This is a genomic window from Profundibacter amoris (genome assembly GCF_003544895.1).
Classification (GTDB): domain Bacteria; phylum Pseudomonadota; class Alphaproteobacteria; order Rhodobacterales; family Rhodobacteraceae; genus Profundibacter; species Profundibacter amoris.
In genome coordinates, this window is sequence record NZ_CP032125.1 from 180,034 (window position 1) to 202,183 (window position 22,150).

The following is a 22,150-nucleotide window of genomic DNA, read 5'->3' on the forward strand; positions in this document are numbered from 1 at the left end:
ATGGCTGACCGATGTCAGTTCCGCTGCAGCTTGTGTCCGGCTCGGGGGCTGGGTCAATTGCCTGTGCCTCCGGTTGCGGGATCAGGCAGTTCGCCCATCAATGGCGGGGTCAGTCCCTCGGGCCAGTCGGGCAGCCCGTCGGGGCCTGACAGCCGCACCCATGCCACCCCGCGCACGCCGGTTTTCACGCGCTCGATCCGGTTTTGCACCAGTTCGGGCGGGATGCGCACACGGATGCGGAACATCAGGCTTTCGCGTTCGGCCAGTGTTTCTACCTGTTTCGGGGTGAACTGTGCCTGCGGGGCGACAAAGGACACCACGGCCGGAATCGAAACATCCGGCATGACATCGACCACAATGCGCGCACCATCCCCGATTTGCAGGCGGGCAGCCGCCGTCGCGGGCAGGAAGAATTCCATATAGACATCTTCCAGACTGACCAGCGTCAACACCTTGCCGCCACTGCCCACAACCTCGTCCGGCTGGGCCAGACGGTACAGAACGCGGCCAACGGCGGGGGAATAAAGCGTGCTGTCGGCAATCTGGGTCTCGATCTGTTGCAACGCGGCCTTTTCGGCGTCCACAGCGCGTTTCTGGGCCTCGACACCGGCCTTGGCGGCGTCCAGACCGGCCTCGGACAGTTGGGCTTCGGTGCGTTTGATGTCCAGCGCTTCTTGCGAAACCACACCTTTGCGGTTCAATTCTTCCGACCGCTTCACTTCGCTTTGGGCAAGGGCCAGTTTGGCCTCGGCTTGGGAAACCCCCGCTTCGGCCACGGCCACGGCGGCTTGGGCGCTTGCCACAGCCGCCAGCGAGCGCATCCGCTGCGCTTCCAGTTCGGCGGTGTCCATTATCGCCAGCACATCGCCGGGTTTCACCATGTCGCCTTCGCGCACATTGATGGTTTTGACCCGTCCTGGCAGGCGGGCGGACACGTCGATCAGATCGGCCTCGATCCTGCCATTGCCGCGGGCGAACCCTTCGGGGGGCAGATCACTGGGGGCCAGAAGCACCTTCCAGGCGGCATAGCCCATGAACGCCGCAATCACGGCGAGGACCAGAAAGACGGAAAATTTGCGGGTCATGGTGTTACTCCTTGGGGGCGTGTTGTCTGTGGGCCGGATGTTCGGGGCGCGCGCGTCATTCTGGTGGCTTCCCCTGATAGAAATCATGCAGAACCTGAACCGCCTGTTCTGCGGTTTCGACGAAAGCGAACAGATCGCGATCCCGGGGCGCGATCACACCTTCGGAAATCAGAAATTCGAAATCAACCGCCCGTTGCCAGAATTCCGCCCCGAACAGCACCACTGGCACGCGCTGCATCTTGCGGGTCTGGATCAGGGTCAGGGCCTCGAACAGTTCGTCAAAGGTGCCAAAGCCGCCGGGGAAGGCCACAAGCGCCTTGGCCCGCATCAGGAAATGCATCTTGCGGATGGCGAAATAGTGGAACCGGAACGCAAGTTCGGGGGTGATGAACGGGTTTGGTTTTTGTTCACGCGGCAGGGTGATGTTCAGCCCGATCGAGCGCGCTCCGGCCTCGTAGGCGCCCAGATTTGCGGCCTCCATGATGCCGGGACCACCGCCGGTGACGACCACGAAATCGCGCCGCTTTTCCTGCTGGAACCGTTTGGAAACCAGCGTGGCAAATTCGCGGGCCTGCTCATAGTATCCGGCCTGCCGGTGCTGGCGGAGTGCCACGTTCAGCGCCTTTTGTGCCGCTTCATTGTCGGGGTCTGCAACGCAGGCTTGCTCGGCCTGCTCAAGCCGAAGCCTTGCCTCTTGCAAGGGCAGGGTTCGGGCACTGCCGAAGACCACCACGGTTGAATTGATCCCGTGCTCATGCAGGGCGCGTTCGGGTTTCAGCAGTTCCAGCTGCAGGCGTACGGGGCGCAGATCGTCATCGGCCAGCAGGTCTATGTCCTCGTAGGCCAGCCTGTAGGCCGGACTATGCAGGATTTCCTCTTGCAGGGCTTTGCTCCAGTCACTGTAGCTCATGATTCAAGCCTTCGGGTTTGCGGATTCCACGTAACGGTCTGCCCGTGTTCGGGAACCAGTGTTTTCCAGCCATAGCGGTTTTTCAGCAGACCGGAAAATTCCTCGGCAGCCTTGGCTTCGCCATGCACCACAAAAACCTGTTCGGGCGCGGTTTTGAAATGGCTCGCCCATTCCAGCAGTGCCGCCTGATCCGCATGGGCGGAAAAGCCGTTCAGGGTGTGGATGCTGGCATTGACCGGAATTTCATCACCAAAAATGCGCACAACGGGGGCACCATCAACCAGCCGGCGGCCCAAAGTGCCCTCGGCCTGATAACCGGTGATCAGTATGCTGCACTGCGGGCGCGGCAGATTGTTGCGCAGGTGGTGGCGGATGCGCCCTGCGTTGCACATGCCGCTGGCGGAAATGATAATCGCGCCGGACCGGATCTGGTTCAGGGCTTTGGATTCGTCAACGCTGGCGGTGAAATGCAGATAGGGCAGGTCTGTGCCTTCGTCATGCCATTCGACCAGATCGCGCGCCTGTTCGTCAAACAGCTCGAAATGCTTTTTGGTGATTTCGGTCGCTTTTGACGCCATCGGGCTGTCCACGAATATCTTCAAATCATGCAGGCGGCCCTGACGGGTCAGGCGGTGCAGGTGATACAGGATTTCCTGCGTGCGCCCCACGGCAAAGGCCGGCACGATCACATTGCCGCCCTTGACGTTCAGGGTGTTGTCCACCACTTCGGCCAGTTCTTTCAACGTGTCGTCATGGCTTTTGTGCATCCGGTTGCCGTAAGTGGATTCGATAAACAGGATGTCGGCATCCCCGATCGGGGTCGGGTCGCGCAGGATCGGGCGGTGGGGCTGCCCCAGATCGCCGCTGAACACGATTTTGGTTTCCTTGCCGCCTTCGGTCACCCAGACCTCGATAATGGCAGACCCCAGAATATGCCCCGCATCGCGGAACCGGCAGCGCACATCGCTGCGCGGGGTGACTTGGCTGTCGTAAGCCACCGGCTGTAACAGGGCCAGCGCCGCTTTGGCATCGTCGATGCTATAGGCGGGGGTGGCATCGTCCACCTTTTTGCCACGGGCGTGACGGCGCGCACGTTTGGCATCGGTTTCCTGAATATAGGCGCTGTCGGGCAGCAGAACCTGCAACAGGTCCGCTGTGGCGGCAGTGGTATAGATCGGCCCCTCGTATCCGTTGCGGGCCAGTTTGGGCAACAACCCGCTGTGGTCGATATGGGCATGGGTCAGCAGCACGAAATCTATCGTGGCCACATCGAAACCAAAGGGTTCACGGTTGCGCGCCATCGCTTCAGGGCTTCCCTGGATCATGCCGCAATCCACCAGAAAGCGGCGGGCACCGGTTTCAACCAGATAACATGATCCCGTGACTTCGCGGGCGGCTCCTAGAAAACTGATCTTCATGGCGGTTCCTCGCTAGTACAGTGTGTATTTGATCACACCTTGCAAGTAATAGATCAATAACCTATTTCAAGAAATGCGACACACTATTTCCATACCGTCTACTTTCAAGGAGACATATCATGCGCAAACTGACCACAGCCCTTGCCCTTACCGCAGCCACTTTGACGGTTACCGCCCTTCCGGCCACGGCCGAAATTTTGTCCAGAGACCGGATCGCAAAGGAAATTATCGGCAAACCCCTGACCACATCGCGCAAGGGGATGACCGTTCATTTACAGTATAACACGAATGGAACGGTACGGATGAAAGCCTTTATCATTTCCGGTAGCGGCACATGGAAATACAATGACGACGGGATTTGCATGAATATGACAAGTGGTCCGAAAAAAGGCGAAACCTGTGTAACCTTTGAACATCTGGGCGGCAATGAATACCGCAATTCCGAAGGGATGGTTCTGGCGGTTCAGGAATAGTCGATCTTGCATGATTGCCAATATGCGCAGTTGATTGTGATCTGCACAGGCCCTGCCCCTAGGGCGTAGACCTATAAACCCTACGCCACTGGCGGGATTGTCGCAAAATATCAACGACTTGGGGTGCGCCGGAAATAGTGGTTCTATTTCCAAACGCCCCAAGCCGTTGAGATGAAGCGTCAACCCCGTCCTTCGGATTTGGCGGATTTTCCCCGTGAGAACAGCTTAACTCGCTGATAATCAACCAGATTACGGCACTCGTTAAGCTATCCTCACAGACAAAATCCGCCAAACCAGTGGTGCAGGGTTTATAGGTCTACGCCCTAGGCAATTGGGGGCAACCGGACCAGTTCATTTTGCACGAACATATCAAAACGATGTAAATCGGCCCGCAGCCAGCGCGATGGCCCATACGGGGTTCCGAAGCTGCGCGACAGTAACACACGCTCGGCCGCGTGTTTCAGCGTTGCATACATCGCCCGTAGCAAAAGCCGCCAGACCAAGGACGGGCGCGCATTCATAGCCCCACCTTCCTTAGCCGCAATGCGTTGCTGATCACCGATACGGACGACAGGCTCATTGCCGCCGCCGCGATCATCGGGGACAACAGGGTGCCTGTCAGCGGATAAAGGATACCTGCCGCCACCGGCACACCGGCGGCATTATAGGCAAAGGCAAAGAACAGGTTCTGCTTGATATTGCGCAGCGTGGCCTTGGCCAGTTTGCGCGCCCGCACAATCCCGGACAGATCACCGCCCAGCAGGGTGATGCCGGCACTTTCAACCGCCACATCCGCACCGGTGCCCATGGCAATCCCCACATCCGCCGCCGCAAGGGCGGGGGCATCGTTCACCCCGTCACCGGCCATGGCAATGGAATGGCCGGCGCGGCGCAGCTCCTCGACCAGATCCTTTTTGTCTTCGGGCATGACACCCGCGCGCACTTCGTCGATGCCCAGTTGTGATGCCACGGCCTGCGCCGTGTGCTCGTTATCGCCGGTGGCCATGATGATCCGCAAGCCCACGCCATGCAGCGCCTTGATGGTGTCGGCGACATTGCCTTTGATCGGGTCAGCCACCGCCACAATGCCCGCAAGATCACCGTCAACAGCCACATACATTGCGGTTTTGCCCTCTGCGCGCAGGGCGTCGGCCTGTGCATCGGCAGTTTCGGTCGTCAGGCCGATACCTGCCATCATCGCCTTGTTGCCAAGGGCCACTATGCGCTTGCCGATCATGCCTTGAACACCTTTGCCCGTGACCGCTTCAAAATCGGCAATTTTGCCAACCTCAAGGCCTTTGTCCTGCGCACCGGCCACGATGGCTTCGGCCAAGGGATGTTCCGACCCCTTTTCAAGGGCGGCGGCAAGGGACAGCAATTCGTCTTCTTTTACGTTGCCCAGCGCCAGCGTATCGGTCAGCTTTGGCTTGCCTTCGGTCAGGGTGCCGGTTTTATCGACAATCAGCGTATCCACACCGGCCATGCGTTCCAGCGCTTCGGCGTCCTTGATCAACACACCCGCCTGCGCCCCGCGACCGGCGGCTGTGGTGATGGAAATGGGGGTCGCCAGACCCAGGGCGCAGGGGCAGGCAATAATCAGCACCGAAACCGCCGAGGCCACGGCAAATATCAGCGCAGGGTCGGGACCAAAGAAATACCAGACGACAAAAGCCGTGCTTGCAATCAGCACTACCAGCGGCACAAAGACCGACGATACCTTGTCCGCCATCCCCTGAATCGGCGCGCGCGACCGTTTGGCCCCCGCCACCATTTCCACGATCTGTGACAGCACCGTATCGGCCCCCACACGGGCGGCGCGGATCACAAGCGAGCCGTTCTTGTTGATCGTGCCGCCTGTCACCGGATCATCCGGCCCTTTGGTCACCGGCAGGGATTCCCCTGTCAGCATGCTTTCGTCAATCGCGGTTGTGCCCTCGATCACCACACCGTCCACCGGCACAGCATCCCCGGGGCGCACACGCAGCAAATCCCCCTCAAGGATGTTTTCCAGCGGGGCATCATATTCGTCGCCATTTGCCAGAATACGCCGCGCGGTTTTGGGGGCCAGATCCAGCAAGGCCTTGATCGCGTCACCGGTTCGTTCGCGGGCGCGCAACTCCAGCACCTGCCCGACAAAAACCAGGGTCACGATCACTACGGCGGCTTCGTAATAGGTGCCGACCACGCCGCCTGACTTGTATTCCTCGGGAAAGACCCCCGGAAGGAACGTGGCGACCAGTGAATAAAGATAAGCTGCCCCAACCCCCAGCGCGATCAAGGTCCACATATTAGGGTTCATGGTTCTGATCGAGTTCCAGCCCCGCACGAAAAAGGGCTTGGCTGCCCACAGGATAATCGGGGTTGCCAGCACAAATTCCAGATAGACAGCGGGTTTTTCGCCGATCCATTCGCGCACCGGAAGGCCAACCAGCGGACCCATTGTCATGATGACCAAAGGCACAGCGGCGGCGGCGCTGATCCACATGCGGCGGGTGAAATCCTCAAGTTCTTCGTTCTTTTCCTCGCCGGTTGCGGTAACCGGTTCCAGCGCCATGCCACAGATCGGACAGGTGCCGGGGCCTTGTTGCAGGATTTCGGGGTGCATCGGGCAGGTGTATTCAACGCTTTGACTGGCCTCGTCTTGCTTCAGCTGGTTGTTGCCGGAGGCATAGAAATACGGATCACCGTTGAACTTTCCATGGCATTTGTCGCTGCAAAAATGAAACGTTTGATCCTGCCAGATTTCCGTTGGCTTGCCCGCATCCAGAGCCACCTGCATACCGCAAACCGGATCGACAGCAACATTGTCGCCGACCGGTATTTCCATGTTTCCGTGGCTATGGTTGTGGTGGTCGTGTGCCATAGTGTTGTCTTTTGAATTATGCGCGTTTGACATTTTGATCCCTCATGGGTTGGTGCCTAATTTCAATCTAATCCTTCTAGTAACTGGAAGGTCAAGGGTTGCAAGAAATATAGTGATTATTCCATTTAGTTATTATATAACAGCATGTTATGGCGTCTTCTGGCGCAATCCCTGAGCGGCATTGTTAAGGGGCATCACCCGTTTCGGCCGCAAAGGTATCGGATCGTTTCCTTTTGCCTTGCCGTATTGCCCAAAGAATTGACGTACTGGTCATGATCCCCAATCCCAAGGCAATCCAGGCGGCATTGCCGAGTTTCCCATTCGCCATCTCGCCCCCGAAATGTGCCAACAAGAAACTGGCCGGAATGATCCCTGCGAGTGTTGCCAAAGCGAAACGCCAGAACGCCAGATTGCTTAGGCCGGCTGCATAACTGACCAGATCAAACGAAACGAAAGGCATCAGCCGGCTGGCAAAAACCGCCCACATCAAGACACCCTGTGATCCAAGTAGCTTTATTGGCGACAGTTTGTCTCCCAACCACTTGCGAATTGTGTTTCGCCCCAGTTTTCGGGCCAGACCGAAGGCAATCAATGCACCTGCTTCGGCCCCGATGACGACATACACAGCCCCCAGATAGTGACCGTATGTTGCCCCCGCTGCCAGCGCGATCGGGGCACTGGGAATTGGGCTGAAAACAACCGCCGCCAGCATCAGGGTAACGATCAGAACCGGCCCCCAAATGCCTGCCTGCCGGGTCATCAGGGTGATTTTATCCTGATTTATCCACCCGAACAGGTCTGCCGCCCAATCCGGGAAAAACAGAACTGCCGCCGCAATACCTATTGCGGCGGCAATCAATAGCGCAAGGCGCCAGTGGCGCAGAGCATTCATTTACACAGCGTCAACAGCTTCGGCCAGCAGATCGCGAACCTCGCCTGCGACCGATTTCAACTCGTCGTTGCCGATCGCCTGCATCGAGGCCACCGGATCAATCGCACTGACCTCGATACCGCCGTCCACCTGACGCAGGATCACGTTGCAGGGCAACATCGCCCCGACCCGCGGCTCAATCCCGATGGCTTGATAGGCCATCTTCGGATTGCAAGCCCCGAGGATACGGTAAGGCTCCATATCCACGTCGATCTTTTTCTTCATCGTTGCCTTGACGTCGATCTCGGTCAGAACGCCGAACCCTTTTTCCGTCAAAGCGGCGCGGACGCGGGTATCGACGGCGTCAATATCGGTGTCCTTGATCAAGCGGTTGATTGTATATGTCATTTCCGGTTTCCTTTAGCCGTCAGTTGCGGATGTATTTCAGCAGGGCGATGATCCCCAGAACAAAGACAGCGACAACCAGCAGCATTCCAATGCCGCCCAGTCCCATGCCCCATCCCATGCCATAACCCATGCCGGTTTCAAGTTGATTTCCCATCATTTTGGTACTCCTTTGTTTGTCAGGTTCAGGGCTGTGCCCCTAGTTATCCTGATTTTGCATCATGTTGCCGTTCCCGGCCCCCATGCCCATGCCACCACCGGCCCCCATTGCGGCCTGACGTTTCGCCATCATTTTGGCCATACGATCGGCGGGGGCGGCCATTTCATCGGCTGTCACCATTCCATCGCCATCGCTGTCCAGCATCTGGAAACGATCAACCATCTTTTCACGGATCGCGGCGCTGTGCAGGGCTTCGAATTCTTCAATGGAAAGGGTGCCGTCGCCATTGGCGTCAAAATCCTTCAGCTTGGCGTCCAGACCGGCGCGCATTTCGTCAGGGGAAACGGTTCCGTCACCGTCGGCATCCATGCCTTTCATATAGCCCATGCCGCCCATTTTTCCACCGCCCATCATGCCGCCGCCCATCATACCCTGGCCGCCGCCCATCATCTGGCTGTGCATTTTCATCATCATTTGCTTCATACCCTGATGACCTTGCTGGCCACCCATCATACCACCCTGGTTTCCCATCATGGCACCTTGTTGGGTTTTGCCGGTTTGCTGGCCATGGTCGCTTCCGGCAAACAGAGGTGTCGAGATCGCGGCCCCCATTGCAATTGCGGTGACAAGACCAAGAGAAAGAGCTGTATTGCGTTTCATGACATTACCTCGTGTGTTTCATGTTTCGATAACATCTATCTGGGGGGTGTTTGTCGCAGGACTATGCCAGCTTACAGGTGGAATTGTATCACTGTGTCGCAAGCGCAAACTCTGCTACAAACGGATACACTTTTCCCTGCGACAAACAGGGCAAAGCCGCGCTAAACGGAAAACACCATGAATGAAACGACACATATTTTGCCCCATATCCTGATTGTTGACGATCACAGGGAAATCCGCGATGCCGTTATGCGCTATCTGGAAAAGAACGGCTTTCGTGCAACCGTTGCGCAGGATGCGGTTGAAATGGATGCCAAACTGGCGCGCGGGCGGTTTGATCTGATCGTGCTGGACGTGATGATGCCCGGCGAGGACGGCCTGTCCGTCTGTCGCAGGCTAAGCGCCGAGGGGCGCACCCCCATTCTGATGCTGACCGCGCTGGGCGAGGAAACAGACCGTATCATCGGGCTGGAAATCGGGGCGGATGATTACCTGCCCAAACCCTTCAACCCGCGTGAATTGCTGGCACGGATCAAGGCCATTCTGCGCCGCCGTGAACGGTCCGAGCCATCGGCAGGGGCTTTGTCCGGCCATCGGGTGCAGTTTGGCGATTGGGTGCTGGATACCGACCGGCGGGTGCTTACCCGGGTGGATGGCAGCGACGAAACCGCGCTGACCACCGCCGAATTCAAACTGCTGACCGTATTGCTGGAACGCCCGCGCTTTGTGTTGTCGCGGGACCAGTTGCTGGACCTGACATCGGGGCGCACTGCACAGGTGTTTGACCGCACCATCGACAATCAGGTCAGCCGGTTGCGCCGGAAAATCGAAACCGATCCGGGCAAACCCAAGATCATCACCACCGTGCGTGGCGGCGGTTATTGCCTTGCCACAGATGTAAAGAATCTTTGATGCGCCGGCTGCTCCCCAAATCCCTGCGCGGGCAACTTGTGCTGGTGATCCTTGCCACCTTTGTAGTGGTCCAGATCATTAACCTGTGGCTTTTCGTCGATGAACGCCGCCTTGCGGTTCGCGCCGCCCTCGGGCTCGAGGCGGCAGGCCGCGCCGCCAATGTTGTGCGCCTGATCGAGGCCGCGCCGGCAGATCTGCGACCGGACATTCTGCGCGCGGCGGATTCTCCACTGGTGCGGTTTTCACTGTCCGATACCCCGTCGGTTGATCACCTGAACCATGATATGGGCGGTGTAATCCAGTCACGCATTCGCAGTTTTCTGGATGATGCGGATGCCCACGAAATCAGGGTGGAACTGCATCAGACCGGCCCCGTTTCGGTGATGGAAAAAGTGGCGCCTGAAATGGTGCGGATGCACGAACAGATGATGGGGCTTGATCTGGCCTCGGTGGAAATGCAACTGGCCATCGCGTTGCGTGACGGGCAATGGCTGAACGTCTCTACACGGTTCCACCGCCCGCCAATCCAATGGCCCTGGATATCGACCCTCAGCTATGCGCTGGCCACGCTGATCATCATGGCAACGGTCTGGGTGGCACTTAGCCGGCTGACCGGCCCGTTGCGCAAACTGGCCACTGCCGCCGAAAGTCTGGGCCGCGGTGAAACAGTGCCCGAACTGCCGGTGCAAGGCCCCGAGGAACTGCGCCGCCTGACCACCGCCTTCAACGAGATGCAGGGCAGATTGACCCGCTTTGTGTCTGAACGCACCCGCCTGCTGGCAGCCCTTGGCCATGACCTGCGCTCGCCGCTGACGGCACTTCGGGTGCGTGCGGAAATGGTCGATGATGACGAAACCCGCGAACGGCTGGTCGCGATCATCGAGGAAATGCAGGAGATGGTCGAATCCACCTTGTCATTCGCGCGCGGTATGGTCACGGCCGAGGAAACCCGGACTGTCGGAGTGCCCGATTTCCTGACCGAACTGGTGGCGGATATTTCCGATGTCGGGGGGGATGCCACCTTGCAGGATGTCGCCCCGATGCGGGTTCGCATCAAACCTGTCGCGATGCGCCGCGCGCTGCGCAATGTGATCGAAAACGCCATCCGCTATGGCGGCGGTGCCAGTGTCGCGGCCATGCGCGATGGCAACAACGTCATGATCACCGTTTCCGATCATGGAACCGGCATCCCCCATGACGATCTGGAGCGGGTGTTCGACCCGTTCGTGCGGGTGGAAAAATCGCGAAATCTTGAAACCGGCGGCACCGGTCTGGGGCTGTCGATTGCCCGCACGGTTATTCAGGCGCACGGCGGGGATATCACGCTGTCCAACCGGCCCGAAGGTGGCTTGCTAGTGGAAATTATCCTGCCTTTGGGCAGCGAAGATATGGAACCGCAAAGTTGATGACTTCTGAACCTCTGACAAACAGTCATTGAAAACAAAGGAAAACGGCATGAAACAGCAAATTACAATCACTTTGGCATTCGTATTGGGAATGACAGCACACACCGCTTTTGCACAAGATAACGCGGAAATCAGCGACCATATGTCAAGATCCGGATTCGTTCTGGAAAACGGCCTTCAGATTCCGGCATTCGACCCCGCTAAGGGGCGTAAACTGTTTGCCTCGAAGGGCTGTGTCGTCTGCCATTCCGTAAACGGCATCGGCGGCGAAGATGCGCCCGAATTCGCGGCGGAATATATGGATGACCCGATGAACGCCTTTGATTTTGCCGCAAAAATGTGGCGCGGCGCACCGGCGATGATTGCCATGCAAGAGGATGAAATGGGCGGGCAAATCGAACTGACCGGCGACGAGCTGGCGGCGATCATTGCCTTTGTCCATGACACGGACGAACAGGCGAAATTCTCGCAGGCCGACATCCCCCACGACATAGAAGAAATGATGCACGGCGGCGGCGATCACGGAATGGAACCGGAAGCCGAAGTTCATCAAGAAGATGCCGGAGATACAGGGCATTCCGAAGGGAATAACTGACCCGCAATTCCACTGCCGATCAACCACCGGAAGGCCCATGCAATGCACAACATAACCAGACGACAATTCTTCGCCGGTGTTTCGGCGCTTGCCCTGATGCCCAATATCGCAAGGGCCACAGAAATCCGCGAACTGCGGGCCGGGACGGCAAAGGTGCAGGTCGCGCCGGCTGAATACCCGCAGACCGATGTCTGGGCGTTTGATGGCGCCGTGCCTGGCACAATGATCCGGGTCGGGCAGGGCGCGCGGGTGCAGCGCCGGTTGGTGAATGCGCTAAAGCAGGATACAGCGGTGCATTGGCACGGCTTGCGGATTGACAACGCAATGGATGGTGTGCCGGGGTTGACGCAGGATGCGGTGAAACCTGATGGTGATTTCCTCTATGATTTCACCGTGCCGGATGCGGGCACCTATTGGTATCATTCGCACAACCAGTCAACCGAACAGGTCGCGCGCGGGCTGTATGGCGTGCTGATTGTGGACGAACCAAACGCCCCCGAGGTGGACCACGACATCGTGGTTTTGATGGACGACTGGCGGCTGACCCAACAGGCACAAATCGCGGATGATTTCGGCCAGATACATGACTGGTCCCACGGTGGCCGTCTGGGCAATTATATCCATGCCCGCCTGTTTCCCGACGTGCCGGAGGTGCAGAAAAACCAGCGGTTGCGCCTTCGGTTTGTCAATACGGCGACAGACCGGATCATGCAATTCGGGATGCGGGGAATGACCGGCCATGTCGTTGCGCTGGACGGGATGCCGCTGCAACAGCCGATGAAGGCGGAAACGATGGTGCTGGCACCGGCGCAGCGGGTGGATTTCATTGTCGATATCACGGGTGATGTGGGCGAAAAGGCGCAGTTTCTGATTCAGGATCGGGATCAGGTTTTCATCCTGTCGGAAATCCCGATTGCCGGCCAGCAGTCAGTCAACCCGCGCGATCAGGTCGCCGCACTCCCCCCCAACCCGATTGCCTATCTTACCGACGTATCCACCGCGCGCGTGGCAGAGCTGCGCATGACGGGTGGCGCGATGGGCGGCTTGCGAAAGGCCGTTTATAACGGGCAGGAAATGGACGCCAATGAATTGATTGAAAACGGGCAAATCTGGGCCTTTAACGGGGTGGCCGGAATGCCCGGGGAACCATTGGCCGTGGTAGGCAAAGGCGAAACCCTGCGCATCCCCATTGTCAATGACACTGTTTTCCCGCATGCCATGCACATTCACGGCAACCATTTTCAAGAGGTCCGCAAAGACGGCACTTTGGGGCCGCTGCGGGATACAATTCTGGTGCAGCCAAACGAAACCCGGGAAATTGCCTTTATCGGTGAAAACCCGGGCGAATGGCTGTTCCACTGCCACATGTTGTCCCATCAGGCCGCCGGAATGCGAACATGGGTGCGGGTCGAGGCATGAAAATCGGGCAGATATCATTGTTTGTGCTGCCAGCCGTTGCGCTGGTGGCAGGGGGGTGGTCGCTGCTTGCCAGTCGCCAGCCGCAGGATGTCCGGTTGGGGCAGCAACTGTATCAGGAAAACTGCGCCTCTTGTCACGGGGCCAATCTGGAGGGGCAGGCGAACTGGAAAAGTCCCGATGAAAACGGCGTTCTGCCCGCCCCGCCGCATGACGAAACCGGCCACACATGGCATCACGGGGACAGGTTGTTGTTCGAATACATCAAACTGGGGGGTGCCGCTGCGCTGAAAAAGGCCGGTATAGATGATTTCAACAGCGGGATGCCCGGTTTCGGCGATGTGCTTTCGGATCAGGAAATCACGCAAACACTGGCATATATTAAATCAACATGGCCGGAAAAACTGCAATCCCTGCAAATGCAATCGACCGAATCCGAAGCCCAAAGTGGCGGATGACCTGACGGAAACCGTTAACTTTTGTTGAAAATTGTCAATTTCCCGCTAGGCTTGCTGCATCTGCGGCGTTCGGGGCCGCGTTGTAGACATGTATTGATTGGCTCCGTTTGGGAGGATTGAGTAAATGATGGAATTGATTATTGGCCTGCTATCGGGCGCTGTTGGTGGCAATGTTGCTGGCGGATTGATGAAAAACCTTAGCCTTGGAACCCTTGGCAATACGATTGCCGGTGTTGTTGGCGGCGGTCTGGGCGCCAAGATTTTGGGGATGCTTGGTGCCGGTGGAATGGCGGCCGGCGGCGGCATGGATGTCGGCGCGATTGTCGGACAGGTTGCCTCGGGCGGTGTTGGCGGCGGTGTGCTGCTGGCCGTTGTCGGCATGGTCAAAAAGATGATGGCCAAGTAACAGAATTGCGGGCGCCCTGATACACGGGGCGCCCGAATCCCTTGCCAGCGTGCCCCCCTCGCGCTAGGCCATACGGGATAATTGCTAACAGGGGTTCCCATGTCGAACGACGATCCGAAAACACTTGTTTCCACCGCATGGCTGGCTGATCACCTGGACAGCCCCGATTTGCGGATATTCGATGCCTCTTGGTTTCTGGATGAACCGGACCGCGATGCCTTTGCCGAATATCAGGCCGTCCATATCCCCAATGCCCGCCATTTCGACATCGACGATGTGGCCGATCACCGATCCGAGTTGCCGCATATGGCGCCGCCGATTGAAAAATTCATGTCGCGGATGCGGGCTATGGGGGTTGGTGACGGGCATCAGGTGGTGGTCTATGACAGCGCCGGTATTCTGGTATCGCCCCGCATCTGGTGGCTGTTTCGCCTGATGGGCAAGACCGACATCGCCGTGCTGGACGGCGGCCTGCCCAAATGGCTGGCCGAGGGTCGGCCGGTCGAAGACATACCCCCGATTATCCGCGACCGCCACATGACGGTTGAACGTCAGGCGCAACTGGTCAAAGATGTGACGCAGGTCGCCGCCGCCAGCAAACTTGGTGACTACGAGATCGTCGATGCCCGTTCCCCCGGCCGGTTTTGCGGTGAAGAACCGGAACCGCGCGAGGGCTTGCGCGGGGGCCACATCCCGAATTCCAGAAATGTTTATTACGCCGACCTGTTGAACAAGGACGGCACAATGAAATCCCCCGACCAGTTAAAGGCGATATTTGAGGCCGCTGGCGTGGACCTGTCCAAGCCCGTGATCAATACCTGCGGGTCCGGCGTGACCGCCTGTATCACCAGCCTTGCGCTGGAACGGATCGGGCACCGCAAGCATTCGGTCTATGACGGATCGTGGTCCGAATGGGGCATGTATAATGATCTGAAAGTCGTAACCGGAGACGCATGATGCTGACCAACCTTACCCCGCAACCCGCTGACAAAATCCTGCAACTGATGCAGAAATTCCGCGAAGACCCGCGCACTGACAAAATCGACCTTGGCGTCGGTATCTACAAGGATGCCAGCGGCAATACGCCTGTCATGCGCGCCATCAAAGAGGCCGAGAAACGTCTGTGGGAGGTCGAAACCACCAAGAAATACACCGCCCTTGCCGGCGATCCAGCCTATGGCGACGCGATGGTCGATCTGGTGCTGGGCGATGCCGTGCCGCGTGACCGTGTGGCCGCAGCCGCCACGCCGGGGGGCACGGGGGCGATCCGGCAGGGGGTGGAGCTGATCAAAATGGCCAACCCCGATGCCACCATCTGGCTGTCCAACCCGACATGGCCCAACCACCCCTCGATCATCAAATACGTCGGCATGAAGATGGCCGAATACCGTTACTTTGACGACGCCACCCGTGGTGTGGATTTCGACGGTATGATGGCCGATCTGGCCGGTGTCAAAGCCGGTGACGTGGTGCTGTTGCACGGCTGCTGCCACAACCCGACCGGTGCCAACCTGAACATGGCGCAATGGGCCGAGGTGGTGGACTCCTTGCAGAAAACCGGCGCGGTGCCGTTCATCGACATCGCCTATCAGGGCTTTGGCGATGGCCTCGAGGATGACGCGGCCGCGGTGCGGCTGGTGGCTTCAAGCCTGCCGGAAACCATCATCGCCGCCAGTTGTTCGAAAAACTTCGGCATCTACCGTGAACGCACCGGCATCCTGATGACGGTTTCGCAGGAAGCGGGGAACAAACCGCTGGCCCAAAGCACACTTGCATTTCTGAACCGCCAGAATTTTTCCTTTCCGCCGGACCACGGCGCGCGTTTGGTGACGATGATCCTGCAAGACAAGGTGCTGCGCGACGACTGGATGGAAGAACTGGAAAACGTCCGCCTTGGCATGTTGGCCCTGCGCACCCAGTTGGCAGGCGAGTTGCAGCGCCTTTCCGGGTCGGACCGCTTCGGTTTTCTGGCCCAGCACCGTGGCATGTTCTCGCGGTTGGGGGCGACGCCCGAACAGGTCGAACGCCTGCGGGCCGAGCACGGGATCTATATGATCGGTGACAGCCGCATGAACATCGCCGGTCTGAACGAGGCCACGATTCCGGTGCTGGCCAAGGCGATTATCGATACGGGGATTTGATTCCGCGCAATACTGTGGTGCACGTTCTCACCTATTCGCGGTTCCAAAATGGGCCGTCAAAAAGGTGATAAAGCTTCTCAGTTTCGGTGTGATTGCTCTGGTCGGGGAATACAGAACACTCGTGGGCAATGCCTGCGGGGGATAGTTCTCGAGCACCCTGACCAGACGGCTCGCTTTCAGATCGGGTGACAGCAATGCTTCGGCTTGCAGCACGATTCCGGCACCACCCAGCGCGGCCTCGCGAAGCGCATGGCCGTCATTCGCGGCCATCGGGCCAGTCACCTGAACCGGGATCACATCATCGCCGGACTCGGGGCTGGTAAAATACCAAGTGTCAAATTCAGACCCCGGACGAAACCCGAAACAGGCATGTGAGGCAAGATCCTCTGGATGGGTCGGCGTTCCATTTCGCGCAAGGTATTCAGGGGATGCGCAGGCAACCAGCTTGTAAGGCCCAAGCGAGCGCGCAATCAGGCCGCTATCTGGCAAACTGCCCGTCCGGATGACCAGATCATAGCCTTCGTCCAGCAAATCAAAGACACGGTTGTTCAGCGTCATTTCAACCCGCACCTCTGGGTTGGCGGCAAAATATTCGGGCAAGACAGGCGCAAGGCAGGCCGAGCCAAAAATAACCGGCGCCCCGATCCTTAGAACACCCCGCGGGACAGATCGCATCTGCGCAACGCTTGCGTCAGCGGCCTCCAGTTCGGCAAGAATTGCCTTGGACCTTTCATAATAGATACGCCCGGCTTCAGTCAGGGAATGGCGGCGCGTTGTCCGGTTCAGAAGCTGGGTTCCCAAGCTGTCCTCAAGCGCGCGCACATGGCGACCGACCATCGGTGCGGTCAAACCGAACTGCGCGGCAACGCCCGCAAATGATCCGGCCTCCACGGTTTTGACGAAAACCTCGATGCTTTTTAATCGATCCATTCGATACCTCAGATACCTAGTATATGACAAAACAAAGTATTTATCGCAACAGGTGAATGAATGAAAAAGGGGCATGATTTAAATTAAGGAGAAACAATCATGAATATCGCAATTATCGGACCCGGCAACATGGGTCTTGGTCTCGCCCGCCTGTTCGCTGCCAAAGGTCAAAACGTTGCACTTGCGCACAAGGATGTTGAAGTGGCTGAACGACTGGCCGCTGAAATCGGCAGCAAGGTGCAGGGAAAAACCATCGCTGATGCGGTGTCAGGCGCCGACATCGTGATCCTTGCAACCCCGTATGATGCCGCCGCAGCGGCAATCAAAGAGGCGGGCGATATGACCGGAAAAATACTGGTGGACATCACCAATCCGATCACGCCCGATTATATGGCTTTGACGATCGGGCACACCACCTCGGCCGCCGAGGAAATCGCCAAACTCGCCCCGGGCACACATGTTGTGAAGGCCTTTAATACCGTGTTCTGGCAGGCGCTTCCGTTCGAGGTGCGGCAGGGAAATCCGGCTGTTCAGGTTCTGCTTGCCGGGGATGATGCGGATGCCAAGAAAACGGTGGCCGACATGGTCACGGATCTGGAATTCGAAGCAATTGATGCCGGCCCGCTTGCGAATGCGCGTTTTATCGAACCGGTTGGCGAGATGAATATCCACTTTGGGTATGCGCTTGGATGGGGGACAGAGATTTCCCCAGCATGGGTGCGCTTGTCATAGCATGAAGCGCCCCACAATCCAAAAGCCGGCGAGGTTTCCCCCGCCGGCTTTTCTCTGTCCACTCGTTTCAACCGGTAATTCAGTTGTGGTAAGCGGCCTCTCCGTGAGTAGCGAGGTCCAGACCACGGGCTTCGTCTTCTTCCGAGACGCGCAGACCGATGGTCATGTCGATGGCTTTGAACAGCACGAAGGATACAACCGCTGTCCAGACGATGGTGATACCGACGGCCTGTGCCTGAATCAGGGTCTGGCCAACCATGTCGTATTCTGCGTCCCCGATGCCGCCCAGTGATGGTGCCGTGAAGATACCCGTGCCAACTGCACCGATGATACCGCCAACGCCGTGGATGCCGAACACGTCCAGACTGTCGTCATAGCCCAGCTTGTTTTTCACCGTGGTGACAAAGAAGAAACAAACGATCGAGGCACCGGCGCCCAGAACAATCGCGCCCACCGGGCCGACCGAACCGGCCGCAGGGGTGACGGCAACCAGACCGGCAATCATGCCAGACGCCGCGCCCAGCAGGGATACCTTGCCACGGATCGACCCTTCGACAATGGTCCAGCCAAGGATCGCACCGGCCGTGGCGGTAAAGGTGTTGATCATCGCCAGACCGGCACCGCCGTTGGCTTCCAGATTGGAACCGGCGTTAAAGCCGAACCAGCCAACCCACAGGATGCCCGCGCCAACCAGTGTCAGCGTCATCGAATGCGGCGCCATCATGTCTTTGCCATAGCCCTTGCGCTGGCCAATCACGATTGCGCCAACCAGCGCGGCAACACCGGCGTTGATATGCACAACCGTGCCGCCCGCGAAATCAAGCGCGCCCATGTTAAAGATGTAACCGGCCCCGTCCCAAACCATATGGGCAATCGGGAAATAGGCAAAGGTGACCCACAGCAGGGTGAACACCATCACCGCGCTGAATTTGATCCGCTCGGCAAAGGCGCCGATGATCAGGGCGGGGGTGATCGCCGCGAATGTCATCTGGAAGGCGATGAACACGAATTCGGGAATGACCACACCGTCGGTAAATGTCGCCGCCATTGAATCCATTGTCACACCGGCCAGAAACAGTTTGCCCGTGCCGCCCCAGAACGGGCTGGAGCCGCCGCCGAAAGCAAAGGAATAGCCGTAGATCACCCAGACCACCATCACCAGCGCGGTGATCATCGTGGTTTGGGTCAGCACTGACAGCATGTTCTTGCTGCGCACCAACCCACCGTAAAACAGCGCCAGACCCGGCAGGATCATAAACAGCACCATCACGGTGGAAAAGATCATGAAGGACACGTCGCCCTTGTCCATGGTTTCGGCAGAGGCGGCGGTGGCTGTTAGCGCCGTGCCGGTTGCTGCCAGTGTAAGATTGCGAAAATTCATTGTTCCAGTTCCCCTTGTTCGATCCGGCGCGGCAGGCCTAGATCGCGTCCTCGTTGGTTTCCCCTGTCCGCACGCGGACGATTTGTTCGACATCCAGCACGAAAATCTTGCCGTCGCCGATTTTGTCGGTGCGGGCGGTGTTCTGGATGGTATCGACCACCTGATCGACCACATCGGCGGCGACCACGATTTCGATCATCACCTTGGGCACGAAATTCACGGTGTATTCCGCCCCGCGATAGATTTCCGTGTGGCCGGATTGCGCGCCAAAGCCTTTGACTTCGGTCACGGTCATGCCGCGCACGCCAATAGAGGTCAGCGCCTCGCGGACTTCCTCCAGCTTGAAGGGTTTCAGAATTGCTTTGATCAGTTTCACGACGTTTTCCCTGTGTTTGGCAGACATCCTGCGAATTATGCGTTCAGGTAAACGGGCGTGTGGCCGTGATTCTCAAGCAACCGGAGCGTTATTCCATTGGGGAATAGGGGTATAACGCACAATTTATGCGCAATTACGGGTTGTCGCCTAAAAATTAAGCAGTAACTTAACGCCACACAATGCGAACTACCCCCTCTACAATTCTGTATTGCCGGTGTAGGTTGGCAAAAAACAGGCAAGCACCAGATAGGGTGACGAATGAGTGGTACAGGTAAAAAGCGCGGCCGATTGGTGGCCGACAAACGCTATCCGGCGGCCAAACCGGCTGCGGGCAAACGCAAAACATCCAAACCGGCGGCCAAGAAAACGGCACCGGCACGCAAACCGGCAGGCCGCAAACCCGCCGCCCGCAAGACAACACGGCGCAGAACCCGCCGGACCAAGCGTAAATTCAACCCGATCGTTGGTTTCTTTCTGGGCGTATTCGGCTGGATCCTGAGGATGATGTGGCGGATCGGCTGGCGTGTTGCGGCTGTGGTCGGTGTGATGGTCGGGGCGGGGGTGTTTTACTATTACTCCACCTTGCCTTCCGTTGAACAACTGGTTGATGGGCGTGTGCGCGGCTCGGTCATTCTGCTGGACCGCGACAACCGCCGCTTTGCCTCGCGCGGGGATCTGTTTGGTGGGATTGTCACGGCAAACACGGTTTCGCCGCATCTGAAAAACGCAGTCATCGCGACCGAGGATAAACGCTTTTACGGCCACTTCGGCCTAAGCCCGCGTGGCGTGGCCAGTGCCATCAAGATCAATCTGGCGGCCGGTCGCGGGCCGCTGTCAGGCAACGGCGGCTCGACCCTGACCCAGCAAACCGCGAAATTGCTGTGTCTTGGCAAACCCTTTGATCCAAAAGCATGGGACACGGAAAAGGCTTATGAGGATGATTGCCGCCAAGGCTCGCTGTGGCGCAAGATCAAGGAAGCGGTTTATGCGCTGGCGCTTGAAACCAAATATTCCAAGGACGACATCCTGACGATTTACCTGAACCGCGCCTTTCTGGGTGCCGGTGCGCGCGGGTTCGAAGCCGCCGCGCAGCGCTATTTCGGGAAATCCGCCAGCGATGTGAACCCTGCCGAGGCGGCGATGCTGGCCGGTCTGCTGAAGGCACCGACACGCTATGCCCCGACGAACAACCTGCAACGCTCGCAGGATCGGGCGCTGACGGTTTTGAAACTGATGGAAGAACAGGGATACCTGACAAGCGCACAGGCCGCACAGGCGCGGGAAAACCCCGCCGTGTTGTCCAAGGCCGCGCAGGCCCGCGCTGGTGGCTATTTCGCCGACTGGGTGATGAGCAGTGGCCCATCGTTTTTCACCAAGGACACCACCGAGGATGTGATCATCCGCACCACGCTGGATCCGCGCATCCAGCGCGCGGCCGAAGATGCGCTGTCCTACATCTTTGAAACCAAGGTCAGCGCCGGATCGAAAGCGCAGGCGGCGATTATCGTCATGTCGGCAGACGGTGCCGTGCGGGCGATGGTTGGCGGACGCCAGACCAAGGTGTCGGGCGCCTTCAACCGCGCCACACAGGCGTTGCGCCAGACCGGATCGACCTTCAAACCCTTCGTTTACGCCGCAGCCCTTGATCTGGGATACAGCCCGAATGACTATGTGATGGACGGCCCGCTGACCATCAACATCCCGGGTTCCGGCCCGTGGACGCCGAAAAATTATGGCGGAAAATACTATGGCCGCGTAACCCTGACCGAAGCCCTGATGCGGTCGCTGAACACCGCCACTGTGCGCATTTCCGAAAGCGTGGGGCGCGATGCGGTGCGGGCGGTTGCCACCGGTTTCGGCATCCGCGAGGATCTGGCGGCAGGCCCGGCGCTGGCGCTCGGCGCGTCTGAGTCCACTCTGATCGAAATGACCGGCGCCTATGCCGGCATCCTGAACGGCGGGCGCAGTGTTACCCCTTACGGGCTGATTGAACTGCGCCTTCAGGGGGATTCCGAACCTGTGATGAAACAGGAAGGCGGCTATGGCGAACGGGTAATCAGCGAGCAGGCGGCCCGCGGGCTGACCTATATGATGAATCAGGTGGTGGAGCGCGGCACCGGACGGCGCGCACGGATTGACGGCTGGCAGTTGGCGGGGAAAACCGGCACCACGCAAAAGGCGCGCGATGCGTGGTTCATCGGCTTTTCGGCGGATTACGTCACCGGCATCTGGATGGGGTATGATGACAACACACCACTAAAGGGTGTGACCGGCGGCGGCCTGCCGGCCAGCATCTGGAATGAAACCATGGTGCGGGTATTGGACGGGATCGAACCAAAACCCCTGCCGATGATCAAGCCTGCTCCTCCAGCGCCAGTGGAACCCGTGCTTCAGCCGCAATCAACTGGTCGCGATGATGTGGCGGAACAGCTGCTTCGGGATGTTCTGGAAAACATTTTCGATGGCGGCCGCTAGCGGCAGGGCAAATATGGCAACGGGACATATCCATTAAACCGGTTTAATGGATATGATTTCGGCGCATTATCAAATGG

23 protein-coding genes are annotated in these 22,150 nt (G+C 58.4%); 11 read left to right on the plus strand and 12 right to left on the minus strand.

Annotated elements, in window-relative coordinates:
- Nucleotides 1-53: 53 nt before the first annotated feature.
- The 3 genes from BAR1_RS00890 to BAR1_RS00900 are packed head-to-tail and all read right to left on the minus strand — an operon-like array spanning nucleotide 54 to nucleotide 3,413.
- A complete protein-coding gene (locus BAR1_RS00890) occupies nucleotides 54-1,085 on the minus strand; it encodes an HlyD family secretion protein (RefSeq protein ID WP_118941275.1) in 1,032 nt (343 codons plus the stop codon).
- 55 nt (nucleotides 1,086-1,140) lie between these two features.
- The gene (locus BAR1_RS00895; RefSeq protein WP_118941276.1) at nucleotides 1,141-1,995 is read right to left on the minus strand and encodes an LOG family protein; all 855 of its coding nucleotides are present in this window, start codon (nucleotides 1,993-1,995) and stop codon (nucleotides 1,141-1,143) included.
- Nucleotides 1,992-3,413: an MBL fold metallo-hydrolase RNA specificity domain-containing protein gene (locus tag BAR1_RS00900; RefSeq protein WP_118941277.1), complete on the minus strand. Its 1,422-nt coding sequence runs from the start codon at nucleotides 3,411-3,413 to the stop codon at nucleotides 1,992-1,994. Before BAR1_RS00900 ends, BAR1_RS00895 begins: the two co-directional genes overlap by 4 nt.
- Nucleotides 3,414-3,532: 119 nt before the next feature.
- On the opposite strand from BAR1_RS00900, the gene BAR1_RS00905 reads away from it, so the two are divergent.
- The gene (locus BAR1_RS00905) at nucleotides 3,533-3,886 is read left to right on the plus strand and encodes a hypothetical protein (protein ID WP_118941278.1); all 354 of its coding nucleotides are present in this window, start codon (nucleotides 3,533-3,535) and stop codon (nucleotides 3,884-3,886) included.
- A gap of 323 nt (nucleotides 3,887-4,209) precedes the next feature.
- On the opposite strand, the gene BAR1_RS00910 is transcribed toward BAR1_RS00905, so the two are convergent.
- From BAR1_RS00910 to BAR1_RS00930, 6 genes are all read right to left on the minus strand, one after another.
- A complete protein-coding gene (locus tag BAR1_RS00910; RefSeq protein WP_118941279.1) occupies nucleotides 4,210-4,407 on the minus strand; it encodes a hypothetical protein in 198 nt (65 codons plus the stop codon).
- On the minus strand, nucleotides 4,404-6,713 hold the full coding sequence (locus BAR1_RS00915; protein ID WP_228408642.1) for a heavy metal translocating P-type ATPase: 2,310 nt from the start codon (nucleotides 6,711-6,713) through the stop codon (nucleotides 4,404-4,406). The genes BAR1_RS00910 and BAR1_RS00915 overlap by 4 nt, the downstream gene beginning before the upstream one ends.
- A 220-nt stretch (nucleotides 6,714-6,933) precedes the next feature.
- Nucleotides 6,934-7,641, minus strand: a complete 708-nt coding sequence (locus BAR1_RS00920) for a TVP38/TMEM64 family protein (RefSeq protein WP_118941281.1) — start codon at nucleotides 7,639-7,641, stop codon at nucleotides 6,934-6,936.
- Nucleotides 7,642-8,028, minus strand: a complete 387-nt coding sequence (locus BAR1_RS00925; RefSeq protein WP_118941282.1) for a DUF302 domain-containing protein — start codon at nucleotides 8,026-8,028, stop codon at nucleotides 7,642-7,644.
- Between the two features lie 19 nt (nucleotides 8,029-8,047).
- Nucleotides 8,048-8,185 (minus strand): hypothetical protein, encoded by a 138-nt coding sequence (locus BAR1_RS17835; RefSeq protein ID WP_162891612.1) that lies wholly within the window; start codon nucleotides 8,183-8,185, stop codon nucleotides 8,048-8,050.
- A 39-nt stretch (nucleotides 8,186-8,224) separates the two neighbouring features.
- Nucleotides 8,225-8,845: an EF-hand domain-containing protein gene (locus BAR1_RS00930; RefSeq protein ID WP_194295014.1), complete on the minus strand. Its 621-nt coding sequence runs from the start codon at nucleotides 8,843-8,845 to the stop codon at nucleotides 8,225-8,227.
- Nucleotides 8,846-9,022: 177 nt separating this feature from the next.
- On the opposite strand from BAR1_RS00930, the gene BAR1_RS00935 reads away from it, so the two are divergent.
- The 8 genes from BAR1_RS00935 to BAR1_RS00970 all read left to right on the plus strand — a co-directional run bounded on the left by BAR1_RS00935 (nucleotide 9,023) and on the right by BAR1_RS00970 (nucleotide 16,179).
- Entirely contained in the window at nucleotides 9,023-9,757 is a 735-nt protein-coding gene (locus BAR1_RS00935) for a response regulator (protein WP_118941283.1), read from the plus strand.
- Complete coding sequence (locus BAR1_RS00940; protein WP_118941284.1) at nucleotides 9,757-11,163, plus strand: ATP-binding protein; 1,407 nt, start codon at nucleotides 9,757-9,759, stop codon at nucleotides 11,161-11,163. The genes BAR1_RS00935 and BAR1_RS00940 overlap by 1 nt, the downstream gene beginning before the upstream one ends.
- A gap of 49 nt (nucleotides 11,164-11,212) precedes the next feature.
- Nucleotides 11,213-11,758 (plus strand): c-type cytochrome, encoded by a 546-nt coding sequence (locus tag BAR1_RS00945; RefSeq protein ID WP_118941285.1) that lies wholly within the window; start codon nucleotides 11,213-11,215, stop codon nucleotides 11,756-11,758.
- A 42-nt stretch (nucleotides 11,759-11,800) separates the two neighbouring features.
- Nucleotides 11,801-13,177, plus strand: a complete 1,377-nt coding sequence (locus BAR1_RS00950) for a multicopper oxidase family protein (RefSeq protein ID WP_118941286.1) — start codon at nucleotides 11,801-11,803, stop codon at nucleotides 13,175-13,177.
- A complete protein-coding gene (locus BAR1_RS00955; protein WP_228408643.1) occupies nucleotides 13,156-13,632 on the plus strand; it encodes a c-type cytochrome in 477 nt (158 codons plus the stop codon). The genes BAR1_RS00950 and BAR1_RS00955 overlap by 22 nt, the downstream gene beginning before the upstream one ends.
- A gap of 124 nt (nucleotides 13,633-13,756) precedes the next feature.
- Nucleotides 13,757-14,038 carry a hypothetical protein gene (locus BAR1_RS00960; protein WP_118941288.1) on the plus strand — a complete coding sequence of 94 codons (282 nt, stop codon included), beginning with the start codon at nucleotides 13,757-13,759 and terminating at the stop codon, nucleotides 14,036-14,038.
- A 99-nt stretch (nucleotides 14,039-14,137) separates the two neighbouring features.
- Nucleotides 14,138-14,995, plus strand: a complete 858-nt coding sequence (sseA, locus tag BAR1_RS00965) for a 3-mercaptopyruvate sulfurtransferase (protein WP_118941289.1) — start codon at nucleotides 14,138-14,140, stop codon at nucleotides 14,993-14,995.
- A complete protein-coding gene (locus tag BAR1_RS00970; protein ID WP_118941290.1) occupies nucleotides 14,995-16,179 on the plus strand; it encodes an amino acid aminotransferase in 1,185 nt (394 codons plus the stop codon). The genes sseA and BAR1_RS00970 overlap by 1 nt, the downstream gene beginning before the upstream one ends.
- 27 nt (nucleotides 16,180-16,206) lie before the next feature.
- On the opposite strand, the gene BAR1_RS00975 is transcribed toward BAR1_RS00970, so the two are convergent.
- Nucleotides 16,207-17,109: a LysR family transcriptional regulator gene (locus BAR1_RS00975; RefSeq protein ID WP_118941291.1), complete on the minus strand. Its 903-nt coding sequence runs from the start codon at nucleotides 17,107-17,109 to the stop codon at nucleotides 16,207-16,209.
- Nucleotides 17,110-17,208: 99 nt separating this feature from the next.
- Between BAR1_RS00975 and BAR1_RS00980 the strand changes: the two genes are divergently transcribed.
- The gene (locus tag BAR1_RS00980) at nucleotides 17,209-17,841 is read left to right on the plus strand and encodes an NADPH-dependent F420 reductase (RefSeq protein WP_118941292.1); all 633 of its coding nucleotides are present in this window, start codon (nucleotides 17,209-17,211) and stop codon (nucleotides 17,839-17,841) included.
- Nucleotides 17,842-17,920: 79 nt separating this feature from the next.
- On the opposite strand, the gene BAR1_RS00985 is transcribed toward BAR1_RS00980, so the two are convergent.
- Nucleotides 17,921-19,150, minus strand: a complete 1,230-nt coding sequence (locus tag BAR1_RS00985) for an ammonium transporter (protein ID WP_323368597.1) — start codon at nucleotides 19,148-19,150, stop codon at nucleotides 17,921-17,923.
- 109 nt (nucleotides 19,151-19,259) lie between these two features.
- Complete coding sequence (locus BAR1_RS00990) at nucleotides 19,260-19,598, minus strand: P-II family nitrogen regulator (RefSeq protein ID WP_118941294.1); 339 nt, start codon at nucleotides 19,596-19,598, stop codon at nucleotides 19,260-19,262.
- Between the two features lie 258 nt (nucleotides 19,599-19,856).
- On the opposite strand from BAR1_RS00990, the gene BAR1_RS00995 reads away from it, so the two are divergent.
- A complete protein-coding gene (locus tag BAR1_RS00995; protein ID WP_118941295.1) occupies nucleotides 19,857-22,073 on the plus strand; it encodes a transglycosylase domain-containing protein in 2,217 nt (738 codons plus the stop codon).
- Nucleotides 22,074-22,150: the final 77 nt, after the last annotated feature.